General features: G+C 48.5%; 17 protein-coding genes and 1 riboswitch. All 17 genes read left to right on the forward strand.

Annotated elements, in window-relative coordinates:
- Positions 1-11 precede the first annotated feature (11 nt).
- The 17 genes from LCM10_RS10195 (at position 12) to hprK (ending at position 21,748) form a co-directional block, all read left to right on the forward strand.
- The gene (locus LCM10_RS10195) at positions 12-650 is read left to right on the forward strand and encodes an HD domain-containing protein (RefSeq protein WP_224876139.1); all 639 of its coding nucleotides are present in this window, start codon (positions 12-14) and stop codon (positions 648-650) included.
- A 40-nt stretch (positions 651-690) separates the two neighbouring features.
- Positions 691-954, forward strand: a complete 264-nt coding sequence (locus LCM10_RS10200; RefSeq protein WP_224876140.1) for a CsbA family protein — start codon at positions 691-693, stop codon at positions 952-954.
- A 445-nt stretch (positions 955-1,399) separates the two neighbouring features.
- The gene (gene uvrB / locus LCM10_RS10205; RefSeq protein ID WP_224876142.1) at positions 1,400-3,382 is read left to right on the forward strand and encodes an excinuclease ABC subunit UvrB; all 1,983 of its coding nucleotides are present in this window, start codon (positions 1,400-1,402) and stop codon (positions 3,380-3,382) included.
- Positions 3,383-3,389: 7 nt separating this feature from the next.
- Positions 3,390-6,263, forward strand: a complete 2,874-nt coding sequence (uvrA, locus tag LCM10_RS10210) for an excinuclease ABC subunit UvrA (RefSeq protein ID WP_224876143.1) — start codon at positions 3,390-3,392, stop codon at positions 6,261-6,263.
- 353 nt (positions 6,264-6,616) lie between these two features.
- Positions 6,617-6,721, forward strand: a riboswitch (SAM riboswitch).
- A gap of 121 nt (positions 6,722-6,842) precedes the next feature.
- Positions 6,843-7,868: a methionine ABC transporter ATP-binding protein gene (locus LCM10_RS10215; RefSeq protein ID WP_224876145.1), complete on the forward strand. Its 1,026-nt coding sequence runs from the start codon at positions 6,843-6,845 to the stop codon at positions 7,866-7,868.
- Complete coding sequence (locus LCM10_RS10220) at positions 7,858-8,520, forward strand: methionine ABC transporter permease (RefSeq protein ID WP_224876146.1); 663 nt, start codon at positions 7,858-7,860, stop codon at positions 8,518-8,520. Before LCM10_RS10215 ends, LCM10_RS10220 begins: the two co-directional genes overlap by 11 nt.
- An 11-nt stretch (positions 8,521-8,531) precedes the next feature.
- A complete protein-coding gene (locus LCM10_RS10225; protein WP_224876147.1) occupies positions 8,532-9,368 on the forward strand; it encodes a MetQ/NlpA family ABC transporter substrate-binding protein in 837 nt (278 codons plus the stop codon).
- A 13-nt stretch (positions 9,369-9,381) separates the two neighbouring features.
- The gene (locus LCM10_RS10230; RefSeq protein ID WP_224876149.1) at positions 9,382-10,584 is read left to right on the forward strand and encodes a M20 family metallopeptidase; all 1,203 of its coding nucleotides are present in this window, start codon (positions 9,382-9,384) and stop codon (positions 10,582-10,584) included.
- Between the two features lie 580 nt (positions 10,585-11,164).
- Positions 11,165-11,857, forward strand: a complete 693-nt coding sequence (locus tag LCM10_RS10235; RefSeq protein WP_224876150.1) for an ABC transporter ATP-binding protein — start codon at positions 11,165-11,167, stop codon at positions 11,855-11,857.
- On the forward strand, positions 11,854-16,437 hold the full coding sequence (locus LCM10_RS10240; protein ID WP_224876151.1) for an FtsX-like permease family protein: 4,584 nt from the start codon (positions 11,854-11,856) through the stop codon (positions 16,435-16,437). Before LCM10_RS10235 ends, LCM10_RS10240 begins: the two co-directional genes overlap by 4 nt.
- 162 nt (positions 16,438-16,599) lie before the next feature.
- Positions 16,600-17,031: a hypothetical protein gene (locus LCM10_RS10245; RefSeq protein WP_224876152.1), complete on the forward strand. Its 432-nt coding sequence runs from the start codon at positions 16,600-16,602 to the stop codon at positions 17,029-17,031.
- 409 nt (positions 17,032-17,440) lie between these two features.
- Positions 17,441-17,755, forward strand: coding sequence for a DUF4870 domain-containing protein (locus tag LCM10_RS10250; protein WP_224876153.1), 315 nt, complete (start codon positions 17,441-17,443; stop codon positions 17,753-17,755).
- 88 nt (positions 17,756-17,843) lie between these two features.
- Positions 17,844-18,959 carry a DUF4097 family beta strand repeat-containing protein gene (locus LCM10_RS10255; RefSeq protein WP_224876154.1) on the forward strand — a complete coding sequence of 372 codons (1,116 nt, stop codon included), beginning with the start codon at positions 17,844-17,846 and terminating at the stop codon, positions 18,957-18,959.
- A 177-nt stretch (positions 18,960-19,136) separates the two neighbouring features.
- Positions 19,137-19,340: a PspC domain-containing protein gene (locus tag LCM10_RS10260; RefSeq protein WP_224876156.1), complete on the forward strand. Its 204-nt coding sequence runs from the start codon at positions 19,137-19,139 to the stop codon at positions 19,338-19,340.
- Positions 19,340-19,696 carry a phage holin family protein gene (locus tag LCM10_RS10265; protein ID WP_224876157.1) on the forward strand — a complete coding sequence of 119 codons (357 nt, stop codon included), beginning with the start codon at positions 19,340-19,342 and terminating at the stop codon, positions 19,694-19,696. The genes LCM10_RS10260 and LCM10_RS10265 overlap by 1 nt, the downstream gene beginning before the upstream one ends.
- 112 nt (positions 19,697-19,808) lie before the next feature.
- The gene (locus tag LCM10_RS10270) at positions 19,809-20,462 is read left to right on the forward strand and encodes an alpha/beta hydrolase (protein WP_224876158.1); all 654 of its coding nucleotides are present in this window, start codon (positions 19,809-19,811) and stop codon (positions 20,460-20,462) included.
- Positions 20,463-20,812: 350 nt separating this feature from the next.
- Positions 20,813-21,748 carry an HPr(Ser) kinase/phosphatase gene (gene hprK, locus LCM10_RS10275; RefSeq protein ID WP_224876160.1) on the forward strand — a complete coding sequence of 312 codons (936 nt, stop codon included), beginning with the start codon at positions 20,813-20,815 and terminating at the stop codon, positions 21,746-21,748.
- Positions 21,749-21,859: the final 111 nt, after the last annotated feature.

The raw sequence follows: 21,859 nt of genomic DNA on the forward strand, positions 1-21,859 counted from the left end.
GACACACAGCAATGGGAATTCATCACTATTTCAAAAGTCTGTCGGACTTGGAGACGCTGGTGCGCTGTCCGGGGCGATTCAAATATCATGAACACAATGTAGCAAGCCATTCCTTCAAAGTCACGAAGATCGCTCAGTTCCTTGGGACGGTCGAGGAACAGGATGGACAAGAGGTCGACTGGAAATCACTATATGAGAAGTCGATCAACCATGACTATGCCGAACTTTTCACGGGGGATATCAAAACACCGGTGAAATATGCTTCCGCCGAACTGCGCGAACTGTTCAGCCAAGTGGAGGATGAGATGGTCAAAAAATTCATCTCAAACGAAATTCCGCCGGAGTTCCAAGCGGTGTATAGAGAGCGGTTCAAAGAAGGGAAGGATGGTTCGCTTGAAGGCAGGATCCTGTCGGTTGCCGATAAAATCGACCTCCTTTATGAATCATTCGGTGAGATTCAAAAAGGGAATCCGGAACCACTCTTCATGGAAATTTATCAAGAGGCGCTGTCGACGATCGTCAAATTCAAAGATCTGAAGTGCGTGCAATACTTCCTCGAATTCATCTTGCCGGATATGCTCTCGGAGAAGTTCATCCCCCACAGCGAATTGAAGGAGCGGACAGAGCGCTTGATCCGGGACGGTGGATAAAGAGAAAATCCTTTCCTCCAGGCAACTTATTCGTTAAAATATGGGTATTCGTTTCATTGGAGGAGAGTCGAACGTGTCGAAATTCATTCTTGGAATCTTCCTGCCTGGATTGCTTGTGATCCTGTTTACAAGGGTCACCTACAATCATATTGTCGGACTCATATTGACCGTAGCGCTGATTGCCGCTTCCGTCTCAAAAGGATACACCGATTCATGGTGGCTGATCGTGGTCGATGCCGCATCACTGACCGTCGGATTCTGGTACAGCAATCAGATGATGAACAAAGCAAAGAAAAAAGCCTGAACACTGTGGATAATAGCAGTGTCCAGGCTTTTTTGTCTGTGGATTTGTGGATAATTTATCAGAATTATGAGTAAACTCTTAAAAATCACCGGTTATTCACAATCTGAATGCGCATTCATACACATTATTCACAGTTTATGAATAAATTTGTGGATAAACTTAAATCTTTTCCACAATCAAATAAAAGTTACCCACAAACTTATTCACAGCCTGTGTGTATATGAAGGTACGTCCCCCGATGCATCATCGCATTAACGCGATGAGGGACGTACCTTTCACGTGTTATCCACATTAACGAATTACTGGAACGAACTTTTGTTCGCTTTTTGTTGGTTATTCCTGTATGATTTGTGGTAGAATGTGTATAGATGAATGGACTGTGTTTAGTTTGTGAATAAATAGGTAAATAACAAGGTACCGATCCTTAAGTACAGGAGGTTTCACGGTGAAGGAACAATTTCAATTAAAGTCCAAATACAAGCCGGAAGGCGATCAGCCGAAGGCGATTGATAGATTGGTTAAAGGGGTCAATGAGGGAAAACGTCATCAGACGCTGCTGGGGGCAACGGGTACCGGTAAAACCTTTACCGTTTCCAACGTGATTCAGAAAGTCGAGAAACCGACATTGATTATTGCCCACAACAAGACACTTGCCGGTCAGCTTTACAGCGAATTCAAAGATTTTTTTCCCGATAATGCCGTCGAATATTTCGTCAGCTACTACGATTATTATCAGCCAGAGGCATATGTTCCTCAAACCGATACATTCATAGAAAAAGACGCGAGCATCAATGATGAAATCGATAAGCTTCGCCACTCGGCTACCTCGGCCTTGTTTGAGCGGAGGGATGTGATCATCATCGCTTCCGTCTCTTGCATATACGGGTTGGGTAACCCGGAAGAATACCGTGAGCTTGTGCTCTCCCTCAGGACAGGGATGGAGATTGAACGCAATCAGCTACTCCGCAAGCTTGTGGATATCCAATATGAACGAAACGACATCGACTTCCAGCGCGGGACGTTCCGCGTACGCGGCGATGTAGTTGAAATCTTCCCGGCTTCCCGCGATGAACATTGCATGCGCGTAGAGTTCTTTGGGGACGAGATCGACCGCATCCGTGAAGTCGATGCACTCACTGGGGAAATCATGGGTGACCGTGATCATGTCGCGATCTTCCCGGCTTCCCACTTCGTAACACGTGAAGAGAAGATGCAGGTGGCCATCAAGAATATCGAACAGGAGCTCGAGGAACAGCTGAAAATCATGAAGGAAGACGGTAAGCTCCTCGAAGCGCAAAGACTTGAACAACGGACCCGCTATGACCTCGAGATGATGAGGGAGATGGGCTTCTGTTCAGGAATCGAGAACTATTCCAGGCATTTGACGCTAAGGCCTCCTGGCTCGACACCGTACACATTACTCGATTACTTCCCGGATGATTTCATGATCGTGGTGGATGAGTCCCACGTGACACTGCCGCAGATCAGGGGGATGTTCAACGGGGACCAGGCACGGAAAAAGGTGCTTGTCGACCACGGTTTCCGCCTGCCTTCAGCAATGGATAACAGACCGCTCAGGTTCGAGGAATTCGAAGAAAAAGTACAGCAGCTCCTCTATGTATCCGCGACACCTGGTCCATATGAGCTTGAACACAGCCCTGAAATGATCGAACAGATCATCCGTCCGACAGGCCTTCTCGACCCGATCATCGAAGTGCGCCCGATCGAAGGGCAGATCGATGACCTTCTAGGGGAAATCAATGAACGCATCGAGAAGAATGAGCGTGTCCTCGTCACGACATTGACGAAGAAGATGTCAGAGGATCTGACGGCATACTTAAAGGAAATCGGCATCAAGGTACAGTACCTGCATTCGGAAATCAAGACGCTCGAACGGATCGAGATCATCCGTGATCTCCGCCTCGGAAAATTCGACGTCCTCGTCGGGATCAACCTGCTTCGTGAGGGGCTCGATATCCCTGAAGTATCATTGGTATCGATCCTCGATGCAGATAAGGAAGGATTCCTTCGTTCAGAGCGGTCCTTGATCCAGACAATCGGACGGGCGGCCCGTAACTCGAACGGTAAGGTCATCATGTACGCCGATAAGATGACGGATTCGATGCAAAAAGCGATCGACGAAACGAAGCGCCGTCGTGAGATCCAGGTAGAATATAATGAAAAGCACGGCATCACCCCGACCACGATCCAAAAGGAAATCAGGGATGTCATCCGTGCGACACATGCTGCAGAAGAAGCGGGCGTTTATGAGGGGAAAGAAACGAAAGTATCAAATATGTCCAAACCGGAGCGGCAAAAACTCATTGCCAGCTTAGAAGTGGAAATGAAGGAAGCGGCCAAGGCACTCGACTTCGAACGTGCAGCCCAGCTTCGCGACACCATACTCGAGTTAAAGGCGGAAGGATGAAACAGGAATGGCAAAAGACCAAATTATCGTACAAGGAGCCAGAGCTCATAATCTGAAAAATGTCGATATCGAAATTCCGAGAGATAAACTGGTCGTCCTGACCGGTCTATCCGGATCGGGGAAATCATCCCTTGCATTCGATACGATCTATGCAGAGGGACAGCGCCGCTATGTTGAATCGCTGTCTGCGTATGCACGTCAATTCTTGGGTCAGATGGATAAACCGGATGTCGATTCCATTGAAGGATTGTCACCGGCGATCTCGATCGATCAGAAAACGACGAGCAAAAATCCCCGTTCGACAGTCGGGACGGTCACGGAGATTTATGACTATCTCAGGTTGTTATTCGCAAGGGTCGGAAAACCGATCTGCCCGAATCACGGAATTGAAATTTCCTCCCAGACCATCGAGCAGATGGTGGACAGGATCCTGGAGTATCCTGAACGTACCAAGCTTCAGGTCCTAGCCCCTGTCGTATCAGGGCGAAAAGGCACGCATGTCAAGGTTTTCGAAGACATCAAGAAGCAAGGATTCGTCCGTGTCAGGGTCGACGGTGAGGTCCAGGATCTTGGAGAAGAAATCAATCTGGAAAAAAATAAAAAGCATACGATCGAGGTCATCATCGACCGGATCGTCGTGAAAGACGGAATATCCGCACGGTTATCGGATTCCCTTGAAACGGCACTCCGCCTGGCGGAAGGCCAGGTCATCATCGACGTGATCGGAGAGGAAGAGCTCCTGTTCAGCGAGCACCACGCCTGTCCGTATTGCGGCTTCTCGATCACCGAGCTTGAACCGCGGATGTTCTCATTCAACAGTCCTTTCGGAGCTTGTCCAAGCTGTGACGGTCTCGGGACGAAGCTAGAGGTGGATAAAGACCTCGTCATCCCGAATTGGGACCGCACACTGAATGAGCACGCGATTGCCCCGTGGGAACCGACAAGCTCTCAATATTACCCATCCCTTTTGAAGGCGGTCTGTGACCATTACGGCATCCCGATGGACATCCCGGTGAAGGATATCCCGAAAGATAAGATGGATAAGATCCTCAAGGGGTCTGGTAAGGATGAAATTTATTTCCGCTATGAAAACGACTTCGGACAAGTGCGTGAAAATTACTTGCGCTTTGAAGGGGTCATGAAAAATATCGAACGCAGATACCGTGAAACGAGCTCGGACTATATACGGGAACAGATGGAGAAATATATGGCGCAGCAGGACTGCCCGACTTGTCACGGCCACCGTCTGAAGGAAGAAAGCCTGGCGGTGAAAGTGGATTCCCTTCACATCGGTGAAGTCACGGCATTCTCGATCGAGGAAGCGGATGATTTCTTCGCCCGTCTCGAGTTGTCCGAGAAGGATATGAAGATTGCCCGCCTCATCCTGAGGGAGATCCGGGAACGGCTTGGTTTCCTTGTGAACGTCGGCCTTGATTATCTGACATTAAGCCGTGCGGCAGGGACCCTTTCCGGTGGGGAAGCGCAGCGGATCCGCCTCGCTACCCAGATCGGATCGCGTCTGACAGGCGTCCTCTATATACTGGATGAGCCATCCATCGGTCTCCATCAGCGGGACAATGATCGCTTGATCGATACGCTCAAGAATATGAGGGATATCGGCAACACATTGATCGTGGTCGAGCATGATGAAGACACGATGCTTGCTGCCGACTACCTCATCGACATCGGACCGGGAGCAGGCGTGCACGGCGGGGAGGTCGTCTCTGCGGGTACCCCGGACGAAGTGATGGAAGACAAGAACTCATTGACGGGCCAGTATCTATCAGGAAAGAAATTCATTCCGCTGCCGCAGGAACGAAGAAAGCCGGATGGGCGATACCTTGAAGTGGTGGGTGCGAAGGAAAATAACCTGAACAACGTCAAGGTGAAATTCCCTCTTGGTGTCTTTACGGCCGTTACGGGTGTTTCCGGTTCCGGAAAGAGTACGCTCATCAATGAAATCCTTCATAAATCACTGGCTCAAAAGCTTCACAATGCCAAGACCAAGCCTGGTGAGCATAAAGAAGTAAAGGGAATCGATCACCTCGATAAGGTCATCGATATCGACCAGTCACCGATCGGACGCACGCCGAGATCGAATCCGGCCACTTATACCGGCGTATTCGATGATATCCGCGATGTTTTTGCAACGACCAATGAAGCAAAGGTGCGTGGATATAAGAAAGGGCGCTTCAGCTTCAATGTGAAGGGCGGAAGATGCGAAGCGTGCCGCGGTGACGGGATCATCAAGATCGAAATGCACTTCCTGCCTGATGTGTATGTACCATGTGAAGTCTGCCATGGAAAACGTTATAACCGTGAAACGCTTGAAGTGAAATATAAAGATAAGAACATTTCGGATGTCCTCGAGATGACCGTGGAGGATGCAGTGAAGTTCTTCGAAAATATCCCGAAGATCAAACGGAAGCTGCAGACGATCGAAGATGTCGGGCTCGGTTACATCACGCTCGGTCAGCCGGCGACCACCCTATCCGGTGGGGAAGCCCAGCGTGTGAAGCTCGCTTCCGAGCTCCATCGCCGATCAACCGGCCGGTCCCTCTACATCCTGGATGAACCGACAACCGGACTCCATGTCGATGACATCGCCCGCTTATTGACCGTCCTGCAACGTTTAGTGGAAAACGGCGACACCGTGCTCGTCATTGAACACAACCTCGACGTCATCAAAGCGGCCGACTACATCGTCGACCTCGGACCTGAAGGCGGCGACAAAGGCGGAACCATCATCGCCAGCGGAACCCCTGAAAAAGTCGCAGAAGCCAAAGGATCCTACACAGGCAAATACCTGAAACCGATCCTCGACCGCGACCGCGAGCGCATGAAGAAGCGAATCCGTGAGAAGGAAGAGGTAACGAGTTAAATCTGAATTGGATTAACAGAGAGGGCCATTTTCTTGGTCCTCTTTTTTGACTTTAGGCATGATTGATCCTTCTAGCATTATTTATGAGACACGGGTGGATTGGGGCGGAAGGCAATTGACTCCGAGGGGAAGAGGAAGAGTCTAGACCTCTGCAGTCGTCGGGGAGGCTCGACTACTTCCCTGTTGAAAGCAAATGTCCGGAGTGTAAAGGAATGGTCCATGTCTTGCGAGGAAATCATTAGTGGAATGCCAAGGTGAAAATTTTCAAATACAGGATTGACAACCCACTGGAAATCTTATAACATTACCCTAATGCTTAAACGCACCATCATATAATTTAATAAAGCGATATCTTCTTATCCAGAGAGGTGGAGGGACTGGCCCTGCGAAACCTCGGCAACGGGTTCTTATGAATACCGTGCCAATTCCATCAAGTCATGTGACTTGAAAGATGAGAAGAGCGGGACATATACATTTTGTGCCTCTCTTCTTATGAAGGGGGGCACTTTTTATTTTCATTCTTGTCCTAGGAACTCATCACAGAAAATGATACATAGCGAAGAAAGGAGCAAGTCCCATATGATCAAAGTTCAGAATGTTACGAAATTATTTGACACGAAGGATGGACCGTTCACGGCATTGAACAATGTATCCTTTGAGGTTGATAAAGGGGAAATCTACGGAGTCATCGGATTCAGCGGAGCGGGTAAAAGTACGCTTGTCCGCTGCCTCAATTATTTGGAAAAACCGACATCGGGCGACATCTTCATCGAAGGGAGAAGCCTGAAAGATCAGACAAGGGTCGAGCTTAGGAAAGAACGTCATCGAATCGGGATGATTTTTCAACACTTCAATTTGTTTCAATCCCGCACTGTTGCCGGGAACATTGCGTACCCTCTTAAACTGGCAAAATGGCCGAAAGAAAAAATCAAAAGGAGAGTAAACGAATTGTTGGAATTCGTTGGCTTGGAAGATAAGGCGCAACATTATCCGGATGAACTATCGGGAGGCCAGAAGCAGAGAGTGGGCATTGCAAGGGCACTTGCGACGTCACCATCCATCCTGCTGTGTGACGAAGCAACATCCGCACTTGATCCGCAGACAACGGAGTCGATTTTGACCTTGTTGAAGAAAATCAACGCAGAATACGGGATCACGATCGTGATGATCACCCATGAAATGCAGGTGATCAGGGAGATTTGTGACAAAGTGGCGGTAATGGAAAACGGGGAAATCGTGGAAGAAGGAAGTGTCTTTGATATCTTCTCCAATCCGCAGACACCGACCACAAAAAATTTCGTGAAAAGCGTCATGAACGATCAGCTTCCTCAGTCGGTACTCGATAAACTGAATGACAGCAGGCAAGGACGCATCTGCCGCCTGATTTTCAAAGGAGATTCAACCGGGGCACCGATTCTTTCCGAGACGGCAAAAAAATTCAATGCCCATATTAACGTATTATTTGGTCAGATTACAGAGCTTCAGGGAAAGCCGTTTGGGAATCTAATTGTACAAATCATCGGGAGCGACAAGGAAACCGAAGATGTACTAACGTATTGGCAGCACAGACTATTCGTAAGCGAGGTGGAGAAACGTGCAAGTTAACTGGGAATTATTTTGGCCGAAAATCATTGAAGCCACGTGGGATACGGTCGCCATGGTGTCATTCTCATTATTGTTTGCAACACTGATCGGACTGCCGCTCGGCATCATCGTCGTTGTGACGAGGAAGGGGCACTTACTTGAAAATAAAGCCATCTTTTCTGTACTGAGCAGTATCATCAACGTATTCCGTTCGATTCCGTTCATCATCCTGATGGTGGCAATCATCCCTTTTACAAGATTGGTAGTGGGGACGTCTATCGGGACGGCAGCAGCCGTAGTTCCGCTTGTAGTATTTGCAGCCCCGTATATTGCAAGGTTAGTAGAAAGTTCGCTCCTGGAAGTGGAGCCGGGGGTCATTGAAGCGGCTGAATCGATGGGTGCTGGACCTTGGCAGATCATCTACGGGATTCTCATCCCTGAAGCATTGAGCACGCTTGTACTGAATATCACGATTGCCACCATCGGACTGGTGGGTGCATCAGCCATGGCAGGGGCAGTCGGAGGCGGAGGTCTTGGGGATCTTGCCATCGCTTATGGTTATCAGCGATTTGAAACTTCGGTCATGATTGTGACCGTCATTATTTTAGTCGTGATGGTTCAAGGCCTTCAGACTGCAGGAAATACATTATCGAAAATGATCAGAAGAAGATAGGAGAGAATAGCATGAAAAAATCAATCAGTCTATTAAGTTTAGCAGTCCTTTTGTTTACCCTTGTTCTGAGTGGATGCTCAGGCGACAAAGCCAATGGTTCGGATGAAAAGGAAGTTGTGAAAGTCGGTTTGAATGGGTCAGGGGTTCCGATCTGGGAATACATCAAAGAGAAGGCCGCAAAAGAAGGCATTGAAATCGAACTTGTCGAGTTCGCCGACTACGTGAGACCGAATCAGGCGCTAGCCGATGGAGATATCGACTTGAATGCGTTCCAGACAATTTCTTATTTTGATTCTTTCATCAAAGAGCATGACCTGGATCTTGCACCAATCGGGACAACACTCATCGCGCCGATGGGTATCTACTCTGATAAATATAAGTCCATTGAGGAAATTTCAGAAGGAAGTAAAGTCGCCGTCCCTCAAGAAGCAACGAACATGGGCCGTGCCCTTCTTCTTTTGCAGGAAGCAGGTTTGATCAAGCTTGAAAAAGGTTTTGAACAGTCCCAGGGACTTGATGCCGTCAAAGAAAATCCGAAGAATCTTGAACTCACACCGGTCGTCGCTGCCCAGACTCCGCGTGTACTGCCAGATGTAGCGGCGTCGGTCATCAATAACGGTGTCGCGGTGGAAGCCGGCTTTATCCCGGTGGATGACAGCATCTACATCGAAGGCTCGGAGTCAACGCCATACATCAATATCATTGCTGCACAGGCGAAGGATAAGGACAATGAAACGTATCAAAAGATCGTAGAGATTTACCAGCAGGATGATGTGGCTGAACATATCAAGAAAACATATAAAAATTCATTGATCCCAACATTCGTACCGCTGAGTGAAATCCAATAGGAGGTGATGCTTCATGAGTAAGACAGTGAATAAGCCAGAGGTCAGGCATCAACTGACGGCTGCAGTGGAAGAACAATCATCCACTCTTATTTCCATCAGCCATCAAATCCATGACAATCCGGAAATCGGCAATGAGGAATTCTTTGCTTCGGATACGTTGACCTCGCTGTTATCACAGAATGGTTTTTCAGTCCAAAGAGGAGTTGCAGGACATGAGACTTCTTTTGTAGCCCGCAAAAGTTCAGGCAAGGAAGGACCGGTCGTCGGATACCTCGCTGAATATGATGCGCTGCCTGGACTCGGGCATGCGTGCGGTCATAACATCATCGGGACGGCAAGCTGCGGGGCGGCCATCGCCCTTTCGTCCGTCCTTGAGGAAACAGGCGGGGAAGTGGTCGTGTTCGGGACTCCTGCAGAGGAAGGTGGGCCAAACGGCAGCGCGAAAGGAAGCTTTGTAAAAGCGGGATTGTTCGAGGGGGTGGATGCATGCTTGATGGTCCATCCATACAATCGCACAACAAAGACTGGCAGTACACTTGCCGTCGATCCGCTTGACTTTGAATTCAGGGGACGCTCCGCACATGCCGCAGCTTCTCCCGAAGACGGCATCAACGCGTTGGATGGTGTCATCCAATTGTTCAACGGCATCAACGCCCTTCGTCAGCACCTGACAGAAGACGTAAGGATCCATGGTATCATCACCCATGGAGGGGATGCTCCGAATATTGTCCCAGACTATGCGAAAGCACGCTTTTACATCCGGGCGGCCACACGTGAAGCTTGCAACGAGGTCACAAAAAAAGTAAAAGCCGTTGCTGAAGGAGCGGCACTTTCTACAGGAACAGAGATCAATATCATCAAGATCCAAAATGAAGTGGATCACTTTCAATTGAATCGCCGCTTTGACAAGGTCTTTCAGGAAGCGATCGAATCACTTGGTGAATCCTTTGATGAAACCGAACGCAAGGGACTGGGCTCAACGGATGCAGGTAATGTCAGCAGGGTCGTGCCGACCATCCATCCCTACATTAAAATCGGTCAGGAATCGCTCGTTGTCCACACGAATGAATTCAGGGAAGCAGCAAAATCCCCGGAAGGCGACCGGGCACTTCTTACAGGGGCCAAAGCACTCGCCCTTACCGGCTTACAGCTGCTGACCGATCGAAAGGTTCTAAACGAGATCCGGCAAGAATTCGAAGAAAGGCAACGAATATAAATAGAAGGAAGCTTGTGCACCAGCCAAGGATAAGATGTTGGTGTGCGAGCTTCTATTTATTTTTAGTACATATACAAGTGAATTGTGGGTTTTAGATAAGCCACGTGCTGTGTTCTTATATTAAAGTAAAATTACATCTAAAACGATTCCAGCGGTTGATTGGAGTGCAAAACGAAGACTCCTGCGGGAAAAGCGAGTTAGGTGAGACCCCGCAGGAGCGAATGCGACGAGGAGGCTTACCAACCGCCCGCGGAAAGCGAAGTTTTGCACGGAAATCATTAGCGGTGATGAATGGAATCATATAAGTTGAGAAGTCAAAATAAGCTTCCGTATTTAGGGTATTGCCTAAAAACAAATCCAAAGTCAGTGTAGGGTGAGTATCTTGACGGTTTCGTTCATATCAGGAGGCTCCACGCTCGCCCGCAAAAAGCGAAGTTTTGCACGGAAATCAACAGCACCATTCAGAGACACACAAACACACTCGTACTCTATAAAACTATATTTTCCAAATAACCCACATATTTGTAATCTATTTGTTATAATTATAACAATATTCTTATAATTCGGGGTGATTTGTAAAGTGAGTCAATCAATTGTAATGAAACAGGTAACAAAGACATTCAAGGGAGAGGGGGTGGAGACGCACGCCCTTTCCGACGTTTCGGTAGAATTCAAAAGTGGTGAATTTGTATCCGTTGTGGGCTCATCCGGGTCCGGCAAGTCGACCCTCCTCAGTCTCATCGGCACATTGGACCGCTCCACCAGCGGAGAAATCCTTTACGACTCGGTCAGCATCAACAAGATGAATCAAAAACAATTGGCAGATTTTCGCTTTGAAAACATCGGCTTCATTTTTCAACAATTCCATTTGATCCCCACGATGACGGCCATTGAAAATGTCATGGCTCCCCTATTTTCTCGAAAAGTCCCCTACGACAAGAAGAAACGTGCACAAGAATTACTTGATAAAGTCGGACTGGGGGATAAATTCAACTCCCTGCCATCACAATTATCCGGCGGACAGCAGCAGCGTGTGGCAATCGCAAGGGCACTCGTCCATGAACCGAAGTGGCTGCTTGCAGATGAACCGACCGGGAACCTCGATACAGCGACGGGTGAATTGATCTTCTCCACATTGTCTTCCTTGAACCAGGAAAAGGGGTGCGGGGTCATCTTTGTCACCCATGATCCCTCCCTTGCAGCGAAGGCAGCGAGGATGATCGAGATGAAAGACGGCGTCATTGTCGCTGACCGGGAGGGATCGACGATATGATCCGGTTTATCTGGAATTCCTGGTGGAGGAATAAGGACCGGTTCATCCTGCTGATCATCGGTGTCCTGCTGCTCAGTGTCGGACTCAGTTATCTGGTCGGCGTGACTCAATCCAATAACGGGACGATCGTCAACGAGCTTCAAAAGAGATGGAAGTCCTCCTACCACCTTGTTGTCCGTCCGGAAGGGTCGCGCAGTGTGACGGAAGAGATGAATCTATTGGAACCGAATTATTTGAGTGGCCTGCATGGCGGGATTACCATGGAACAGTATGAAACCATCAAAGGGATGGATGATGTCAGCATTGCAGCCCCGATTTCCATGATCGGTTCTGTCGGCAATTATGTTGACTTAGGAAAGGCGGAAATTACGGAGCCTGGTGTCTACCGGATAAAGACAATCGAAACGGTCGATACAGGTGCAGGAAAGGATGTATCGGAAGGAGACGCCTATTTCACTGTCGGCGGTTGGGATGCCATGAGTGCAGGCATGGAATATGGAGTGGTCGTGTTTGACGGAAAGATGAGCTACGGGACGGAAATCCTGGTGGCGGGGATTGATCCGGAGCAGGAAGCAAAGCTTGTGGGGATTGATGAGGCAATGCTTGTAGGCAAGTCGGGCCGATATTTCAAGGAAAGCGATAAGCCTGAAGAGTTTCCTATTGGCGACGGGCTGGTCGACACAAGGATCCCGGTCATCATGAGCAACCAAGAATTCATCGATGGTGAAATGAACTATGTTTTTGAAAAGCTTGATCTACCTTTTGCAGCAGATGAACAGAGCAGCACGATGGAAGACGTGAAGAAAAAAGGAGGGGAGGAATTCCTGAAGACCGTCAATGGGACGGTTGTAAAAGAATATACGTATACAACTCAAGAAGCTCATAAGAAAACGGTGGATCAAGTGATGAATCCAAGCTACATGACCGGGTCGGGATCGGTTGGCATGAGGTGGATGTTGTTCAAACCGACGCCTGTGGAGTACCGTCCGGTCAGTAGTCCATTTCCTGACCGCTGGGCATACAGTTATGAAGTGACTCCATACGACATTCTGGAGGATTCACTACTGGCGGCAGATCAGTCTTATCGGCCTGTAGAATTGTACGGTGAAAAATCTGCACAGTGGCCGAGGCTGAGGCTCGATGTTCTAGGTGTATTCGATCCAGGTAAGCTCAACATTTCGAAAGATCCCTTGAATGAGCTTCCTGTTGAGACTTATTTTCCTTCGAGCGCGAGCTGGGTGCTGGATCGCGATGAAGAACCAGTGAATCCACCCGTCGCGATGAAACCGACGAATAATCCGTACGGTTATCTCACAAAGCCTCCGCTTATGCTGACGACGCTTGAAGCGGCTTCCAAGATCATCGGAAAAGATCCGATTTCCGCCATCCGTGTCAATGTGACGGGAGTGGAACAGTTTAACGAAGAAAGTGAAGCTCGATTGCAGCAGGTTGCAGATAAGATTGAAAAGGAAACCGGTCTGATCGTGGATGTGACGCTCGGTTCTTCCCCGCAGCCTGCCCTTACACATATTCCGGGCATCGATGGGGAAAAGAGCGTTGGTTGGATCGAGCAGCCGTGGATCAAGATCGGTTCCTCCATGACGATCTTCAAGGAAGCGAAACTGGGGATAAGCGGAGTCGTCGGCAGCGTGGTCGCAGTGGCAATTGTGTATGTGTTTTCCTCCAACTTGATCATGATGTATGGCAGGAAGAAGGAATTTGCCGTATTCCTTTCGCTAGGATGGAGGCCTGGGCAGCTATCCAAGCTGTTGTTGCTTGAAGCGGCTGTCCTTGGGCTGACCGTCTCCTTGATCAGCTGGATGATCCTGGGGTGGTTCATGTACACGTCCCCGGTTGAAACATCGGGACTCAGGGTATTCCTCATCGGCCTACTTGGTCTACTGATCTATCTGCTGGGGGCCTTGATCCCTGCCGTACTTGTCAGGAAAATAGAACCTTATGAAACCATGAAATCCGGGGAGATCTCCAACAGGCAGCGGAGAGTCGTAAAATCGCACAACGTCGTCGGAATGGCGCTTAACGGACTGTTATCCAAGTGGAAGCGGACCGGTCTGTCGGTATTTTCCATGGGGCTGCCGAGCGGGATGCTATTATTCTTCCTATTTATTACGTTCAGGTTGAAAGGAGTCATGTTCACGACCTGGCTCGGGGAATACGTGGCGATGGAAGTGAGCACGATGCATTACGTGGCGATGGGGATCGCCCTCTTGATCGCGATCCTGACCACCGCGGAAATCATTTGGCAGAACGTATCGGAAAGGCAACCGGAAATCGCGGTGCTGAAAGCGCTTGGCTGGAGGAATCAGACGATCAGGGGACTCGTGATGATGGAAGGGGCGATCTCAGGATTATTTGCAGGTGTGCTTGGTTTATTCTGTGCCTTCCTGTTGATCTGGAGCATGTATGGAGAGCTTCCTTATGAGCAGATTTGGTTATATGTCCTCACCATGCTGATCCCGATGGTCACGGGTACGCTTGCCAGTATCCTGCCGGCGCAGAAGGCTGCGAGGATTACACCTTATCAAGGGCTGAACGGAGGCGTCCAGAATAGCAAAAAGACCGAAAAACAATTCAAAATCATCCTGTCGGCAGCAGGGATCGCACTGTTCCTCGGAGTCGCGTCCCTCATCACCCATGCCGTCTCTTCAATCGAGCATACCGAAACGGTAAGTCTCGCATCACCGGAAATGGAAAAAGGGACCGAGGGAGAAACGGTCGACCAGTATGAAAAGAAAGAGAAAGAAGAACAGGAGAAGACGGACGATGATACCACTTCGGATAGTGCCTCTTTAGTCTTTTCCAGTCAGAAGGAATTAGCCTACCGGGCTGCCATGCTGGGAGAGAGCATCCTGATGAATGAAGAACATTATCACTTTGGAAAATTGGTCAAGACGCCTGAAAATGTCAAAAAACCGAAAAAGGGCCACCGACTCATCACCATACCGGTCGAGGCGGAGTTCCTCTTTTCGGAATATGGGAATGATCGATACAATCCGAACATGTTTCAGCTGATCGATGAAGAATATACGAGCTATGACGCGGTTGATGTACAAATACCGACCTCCCGGAACTACAGCGCAGGAAAACTGAAGATGCCGGCCGTTGTGAGTGCGCTACTTACTTTTGAAGTGCCAGAGAAGTTCGAACACTTTCTCTTTAAGGGAGGGAAGGCAAATCAGCCTGGACCGTTTGCGGTCGAGATCACCCCGGAAGATGTGGATGCGGACCGGGAAGCCTACGTCCCGAGTATCCACCTCGGTACACTTTCGAATACAAGGGCGAACTACATGATGGATGTGTCACTCGGTGAAGATGACACTTTCACGATCGAAGCAACGGCGGTTGTTAACAATCAATCGGATGATGAGTGGAAGGATGTTGGATTCTATTTCATCCCGAACGCCTTGACCGACGCGGAGAAGCCGGCATCCGTAAAGGGTTCCGTCCAAACGGCCATCTCATCCGTGAAAAGCTCGGATACAGACCTCGAATATTCGTTGGAGAATGACAAACTGGTTGTTACGTTAGACGAGAAGCTGCCTCCTGGGGAGAAGAAGTGGATCACGTTCAACTATACATTGAAGGTACCGGAGGATGGACTAAGGCTCTCCAGGAAGGGGAATAGTTTCTTCCTCGCACAATGGTACCCGATGCTTGCCCCTTATGAAAAAGGCTGGAAGCTTGAGGCGTTCAATCCGAAGGGAGAATCCTATCACACGACATACGGCGACTACACAATCAATGTGAGTCTTCCTCGTGATTACCACATTGCAAGTTCCGGTAGGGATCTTGGATTCGAGCCAGTAACAGATACGACGATCGAGGCAGCTACTAGTAAAGACTTCTATCTGGCTCTCCTGGACCCGGATGAATGGGAAGGGAAGTCCATCGAGGCGAGCACGGGGATGTATGCCAAATCGGACTTGCGCTTGTTCCTCCCGAAAGGAAAAGGGAAGTCGGGCGGGGAAATGCTTTCATTTGCACAGGAAGCATTCGAATATTTTAATACGAATATAGGGTCTTACCCGTTCAAGGAATTGGATATTGTCGCCAACATGGGGAATATGGAGTATCCGAACGTTGTCGAAGTATCACATGAAGCGGATGGGTATCAGCATACGATCGCCCATGAACTTGCCCATCAATGGTTTTATTACTTGGTTTCGAATGACCCGATTGAGGATGCCTGGCTCGATGAAGGGATGTCAGAGCTTGCCGCGTCGCTCTTTTTATCGAATTATTATGAGGACGAAGGAAAAGGCTACTCGTTCGCCGAAGGGATATTCCAACAAAGCAATTCTAGAGACAACGTGAACAGGAGACTCGATGAATATGGTGATGAGTACCATTCACTCGTATATGGGAAAGTCCCGCTCATCTTACATGATTATTTCAGTGAACATGGTGGCAAAAGCGAAGCACTAAACTTCCTTTCCGCCTATTACACCGACTATCAATTCAATGAAGTGGACAGTAGGATCTTTGCCGCTTTCTTTGAAAATCACGTAGAAGGGGATCAAGAAGGATTCCTGGATGAATGGATTGACCTGAAGGAATAACCGAAGGCCACAGTCCGAATCCCATTGGGGGATTGGAACTGTGGCTTTTTATATTGGTTCAAATTCACTTCACAGACGATTCCAATGTTTAACAAAAGGCACAGTGGATAAATAAGTAGTGACAGACTGTAACGTGAACCATCAAATAGAAAGGAGCGTTCCATGAAAAAAATTATTATGGCGTTGACCCTTTCCTTCACCTTCCCGCTGCTTGCTGCGTGTGGATCGGATGATGAAGGGGAAATGGGAGAAAACGCAAACGCGGATACAATGGAAATGGACGAGCAAGGGGAAGCGACTGACAAAGGAGGAGAGCTGCTTGGAAGCGGGAAGCTGCAGGAGCGGATCCAACCTGGGATGGATATCGATGCCTATGCGGCTGAGCTGACGGCAATGGAAGAGAAAGGGGAGACGACCCTCCTCAAAAAATACAACCTGCCCGGTAATAAGGAAATCAAAGCAAACATCCTTCAATCATCCGGCGGATTCGTTGCAGTAGAGACGGACGGATTGGAAGTCACCGATGTCAACGAATTTAAATCGATCCAACAAGTGGAGAAGCACCTGAAGGATAAGGAGATGGAAGAAGAATAATTGAATGAGGGAAAGGTTTTGGTACGAAACATAGTAGTTGAAATCCGGACTATATTCATTCCAATTAGTTCGGGTTTTTTGGTGTTTTATAAATTGTTTATGTTTTTCCAACTGTTAATCGGGATGCAAAACGAAGACTCCCTCGGAAAAGCGAAGCAGTGGGGACCCAATTGGCCAGCCGAGGAGGCGCCACTCTCGCCCGCGGAAAGAGAAGTTCTGCACGGAATCGGCCAGGAGGTAGGTAAAATTCCACACGAGTACAAAACACATCCCCGTACCGACAAAAAATCAGACCAGGGATGGAGTAAAGGACGAATTGTCCTGTGAGAAAATAATCTCAGAAGGAAATTCACAAGAATGAAACCTTTTAAGAGACGTATCGTAAATAATAGTAAAGGAGATGATGAAGATGGAAACCAACAAGATATTATCAGCACTTTGCTATTTTAGTATATTTTTCGCAGGGTTCATTTTTCCGGTCATTGTGTATTTCATCACCGATCACCCCCATGTGAAGAAGGATGCCAAATCGGCGCTGATTTCGCATATCATCCCATTGATCTGCATCCCGTTCATTTTTGCAGGCATCTTTTTGGATATCGGGATCTTCGCAACGGGCTCGGGAATTCCAGTGTTTTTCCTACTGATGATCGGTTTATTCATATTGATCAATATCATCATTGTCATTTGGAATGTATATAAAGGAATCAAAGTGTTGATCTAAATTAGACCCTGCCTAGAGCCTCTGTCAAGCGATCCATCAGGCCACGGCTTGCAGGCAGAACCATCAAACGATAAGGGGATGAAGGAAGATGAACGAAGAACGTAAACGGATTCTCGATATGGTGGAAAAAGGTACGATAACGGCACAGGAAGCATTGACCCTTTTAGAAGCACTCGATAAAACAACCGAACCATCCGGAAAGAAGGAAAAGGATTTCCTCGATGAGTTTGTGTCCATTTTTCAAGACGAAAAGAAAGACGATCATGGGTACAAATCCGATAAAACGAAGGATAAGATCCTTGACTTCATGAACACCGCTTTTTCAAAAATAAAGAATTTTGACTTCGATTTTCAGTGGAATCAGTCGGTCGAGGTTTCCCACGTATTTCAGCAGCCGAATACCGAATTCACAAAGGTGGACATCGACGTCGCCAACGGGAAAGTCGAACTGATCCCATGGGACGGCGGAGAGGTGAGGGTCGAGTGTCAGGCGAAGGTATACCGTACCGAAGATCGTGAAGAGGCCCGCAAGCAGTTCATGGAGAACACGTCATTCGCTGTTGATGAGAAATCTCTCTATTTCTCCACACAGTTGAAATGGATGAAAGTGGACTCGAAATTATATATCCCGAAGCATCAGTATGAGAAGATCTCGGTGCGATTGTTCAATGGAGGCTTGAAGGCGGATGGGATTGAAGCCGACGATTTCCGGGCAAAATCAGCTAACGGAAAGATCCAGATCAATCAACTCACAAGTAAGAAAGCAGAGGTTGAAACATCGAACGGTGCCATTACGATCTTGAATGCGAAAGCCGAAAAGGTCGAAGCGGAATCGATCAACGGGAAGGTGCAGGTTGAAGGGGATATCCACTATGCCGATGTCCAATCATTGAATGGAAACATCATCTGTAGCATCACGGGCCAAAAAGCCGATACGGTGCATGCGAAGACAGTGACGGGCAGTATCGATCTTTATGTCCCGGAAGCCATCAACATCGTCGGTGAAGCCAAGTCCAACCTAGGAAATTTCAAGGTGGAACTCCAAGGGATCGATGTTGTCGAGGAAAAGAATGATGTCGTCCAGAAGCATATCCGCTTCAATCGGAAAACGGACTCAGCCGAAAAGCTGCACCTGTTTGCAGAAACGAAGGCGGGTTCTGTCATCATCAAGAAGGCAGCGGACAGGAACACCGATTCTGTGTAATGTGCCCCTCTTCGTCGTTTAGACATGACCGAGAGGGGGAAGCGTGTAAGGAGGTTGTCCTTCTGCGCATCATCTCTCTCCATCTTTTGCGGATAAAAAACGTTCTTTCCTCATAAAAAAGGACGGGGAGAAGAATGTTAAGAAGGACAACGCATAAGATGAGAAAGAAGGGTTAGTATGAAAAAACAATTAGCGCGATCAAGGTCCGACCGGAAGTTTGCCGGGGTGCTTGGTGGGTTAGCCCGCTTTATCGGGATCGATGCGACGATTCTACGCGTCATTTTCATCATTCTATTGATTCCGACAGGGTTCTTCCCGCTCGTCGTCGTGTACGGTTTATTGGCCTTCGTGCTGCCGAATAAGGAGGAAGCCATCAGATAATGAGATGGATTGTCGGAATTCTAATCAATGCAGTGATTTTCATCGCATTGGCAGGCTTTTTCGACGGGTTCAATGTATCAGGCTTCGGGGCGGCGGTCATCGCGAGCTTCATCCTTGCGATCCTCAATGGTTTGATCCGTCCGATCCTGATCCTTTTGACGCTGCCAGTGACCATTTTGACACTCGGATTATTCTTGTTCGTCATCAATGCCATCACCCTGCTCCTCACTGACGGGATCATGGGGGATGCGTTCGAACTATCCGGTTTCGGAATGGCCCTGCTGGCATCGATCATCCTGTCACTTGCCAATCTGATCATCCAGAAAGCTGTGTTGGAACCAAAGAAAGAGAAGTGAACTCCAGTCGATGGAAGACTGGGGTTTTTTTGCGTTCAAATTTCGACTGCAGAAAGAAGGGATTTTCCTTGTTGAACTAGAAATAGTTGGAAACGAAGAGGAGGAGTCACCAATGAAATCCACATCATCCAGTGTTACCGGATTCAAGGGCAAGCAGGTCCCTTATAACCTGCTGACGACAACCGAGCATCCACGGGGACTCGCCATTTTCTTCCCGGGAATGGGGTATTCGGTCATGGGGCCGCTCCTGCACTACCCGACGGGCATATTCCTGAACGAGGGCTGGGATGTCCTGCATATCAATTATCACTATCACTCGGACGATGTGAAAGAACTCAGTGATGATGAGTTCGATGAGGTAATGAAGGATGATTGTCAAAACGTGATTGATGCTGTGTTGGAAAAAAGAGCATACGATGCCTATTCCCTGATCGGTAAATCCGTCGGTACAATCCCCATGGGCAACGAGCTACAGCGGGAATGCTTCAAAGATGCGAATGTCATCTGGCTCACCCCCTTACACAAAGTGGACAGCGTACATGCTGCAATGAAGGAACGCGGCCATAAAGGGATCCTTTTCATCGGGGACCATGATCGTCACTACGATGAAGGAAGATTCGGGGAACTCGCCAGCAATCCGGACCTACAGCTTCACTTGATCCCACGCGCCAATCACAGCCTCGAACATGATTTTCACGTCCTGAAATCAATCGACATCCATAAGAGCATCATGACGGCAATCGAAAGATTCATAAAAGAAGCGTAGTGGGCTACGCTTCTTTTATATTTTTATCTCGCGAAGAGCGTCACTGCTACGAAGAATGGCGATACCTTAAAAAGTTCATTCCAGCGTTGATTGGAGTGCAAGACGAAGACTCCTGCGGGTATAGCGAGTTAGGTGAAAACCAGCAGCGTAAGCGACGAGGAGGCTCATCAACCGCCCGCGGAAAGCGAAGTCTTGCACGGAAATCAAAAGCGGTTTTATAGGGTCTTCCTATATTTAACCTTAGCATCGCTCATCACAACCGGCGCGCTTGCGCTTTTCTTCATTATTGCTAAAATAGGGAAGAGTAGAAAAGATACGAAATGCTTACTGCATCGAAGGAGGAGCTTGCTTTGGCAAAGGTGCGAACGAAAGATATACTGGAAAAATTCAACTTGGAGCTTGTGGGCGGTGAAGAAGGATTACATAGACCGATTACAACAAGTGATATATCACGGCCGGGGCTCGAAATGGCCGGCTATTTCAACTATTATCCTGCAGAACGGATCCAGCTTTTAGGTAAAACGGAGCTATCCTTTTTGGAACTTCTGGACGTAGCGGAACGAAATCGGAGAATGGAGGCGCTTTGCACGGACATCACGCCGGGGATCATCATCTCCCGCGACCTGGAAATCCCTGGCGAATTAGTGGAAGCAGCGAACCGTTCATCCGTCCCGGTCATGCGTTCTTCCATGAAAACGACCCGTTTCTCTTCAAGGCTGACCAACTACCTTGAAAGTAAGCTCGCTCCGACAACGGCCGTGCATGGTGTGCTCGTCGATATTTACGGAGTCGGGGTCCTCATCACAGGAAAGAGCGGTGTCGGTAAAAGTGAAACCGCACTCGAACTGGTGAAACGGGGTCACCGTCTCGTAGCTGATGACTGCGTTGAAATCCGTCAGGAAGATACCGATACGCTGATCGGAAGCTCGCCGGAACTGATCGAGCATCTCCTCGAGATCCGTGGAGTCGGCATCATCAATGTGATGACCCTGTTTGGTGCGGGGGCTGTCCGCAATTATAAGCGCATTACTCTTTGTATCAATCTCGAGATTTGGGACAAAACGAAGCAGTATGACCGACTGGGTCTTGAGGAAGAGAAAATGAAAATCATCGATACGGACATCACGAAGATGACCATCCCTGTCCGTCCAGGACGAAACTTGGCGGTCATCATCGAAGTGGCTGCCATGAACTTCCGCCTCAAGCGGATGGGCGTCAATGCCGCTGAACAATTTACCCACCGCCTTTCGGACGTCATTGAAGACGGAGTAAACGAAGACATCTGATTAGAACTAATGGGGATTCCAATCATCCGGTCTTGAATATTGCCCCTTTCGAGGGGTGAGAGCCTTTTGGTATTTTGAAGAACGGATGAGGAATGAACCTTGAAAAAAGGA

Origin of the sequence: Rossellomorea aquimaris (genome assembly GCF_020171925.1) — a bacterium.
Lineage (GTDB): Bacteria > Bacillota > Bacilli > Bacillales > Bacillaceae_B > Rossellomorea > Rossellomorea aquimaris_F.

What these genes read in the sequence shown, in the direction of transcription:
- LCM10_RS10195 (WP_224876139.1), top strand. Translation starts at nt 12, where the DNA reads ATGGGAATTCATCACTATTTCAAAAGTCTGTCGGACTTGGAGACGCTG.
- LCM10_RS10200 (WP_224876140.1), top strand. Translation starts at nt 691, where the DNA reads ATGGGTATTCGTTTCATTGGAGGAGAGTCGAACGTGTCGAAATTCATT.
- uvrA (WP_224876143.1), top strand. Translation starts at nt 3,390, where the DNA reads ATGGCAAAAGACCAAATTATCGTACAAGGAGCCAGAGCTCATAATCTG.
- LCM10_RS10215 (WP_224876145.1), top strand. Translation starts at nt 6,843, where the DNA reads ATGATCAAAGTTCAGAATGTTACGAAATTATTTGACACGAAGGATGGA.
- LCM10_RS10225 (WP_224876147.1), top strand. Translation starts at nt 8,532, where the DNA reads ATGAAAAAATCAATCAGTCTATTAAGTTTAGCAGTCCTTTTGTTTACC.
- LCM10_RS10230 (WP_224876149.1), top strand. Translation starts at nt 9,382, where the DNA reads ATGAGTAAGACAGTGAATAAGCCAGAGGTCAGGCATCAACTGACGGCT.
- LCM10_RS10240 (WP_224876151.1), top strand. Translation starts at nt 11,854, where the DNA reads ATGATCCGGTTTATCTGGAATTCCTGGTGGAGGAATAAGGACCGGTTC.
- LCM10_RS10245 (WP_224876152.1), top strand. Translation starts at nt 16,600, where the DNA reads ATGAAAAAAATTATTATGGCGTTGACCCTTTCCTTCACCTTCCCGCTG.
- LCM10_RS10250 (WP_224876153.1), top strand. Translation starts at nt 17,441, where the DNA reads ATGGAAACCAACAAGATATTATCAGCACTTTGCTATTTTAGTATATTT.
- LCM10_RS10255 (WP_224876154.1), top strand. Translation starts at nt 17,844, where the DNA reads ATGAACGAAGAACGTAAACGGATTCTCGATATGGTGGAAAAAGGTACG.
- LCM10_RS10260 (WP_224876156.1), top strand. Translation starts at nt 19,137, where the DNA reads ATGAAAAAACAATTAGCGCGATCAAGGTCCGACCGGAAGTTTGCCGGG.
- LCM10_RS10265 (WP_224876157.1), top strand. Translation starts at nt 19,340, where the DNA reads ATGAGATGGATTGTCGGAATTCTAATCAATGCAGTGATTTTCATCGCA.
- LCM10_RS10270 (WP_224876158.1), top strand. Translation starts at nt 19,809, where the DNA reads ATGAAATCCACATCATCCAGTGTTACCGGATTCAAGGGCAAGCAGGTC.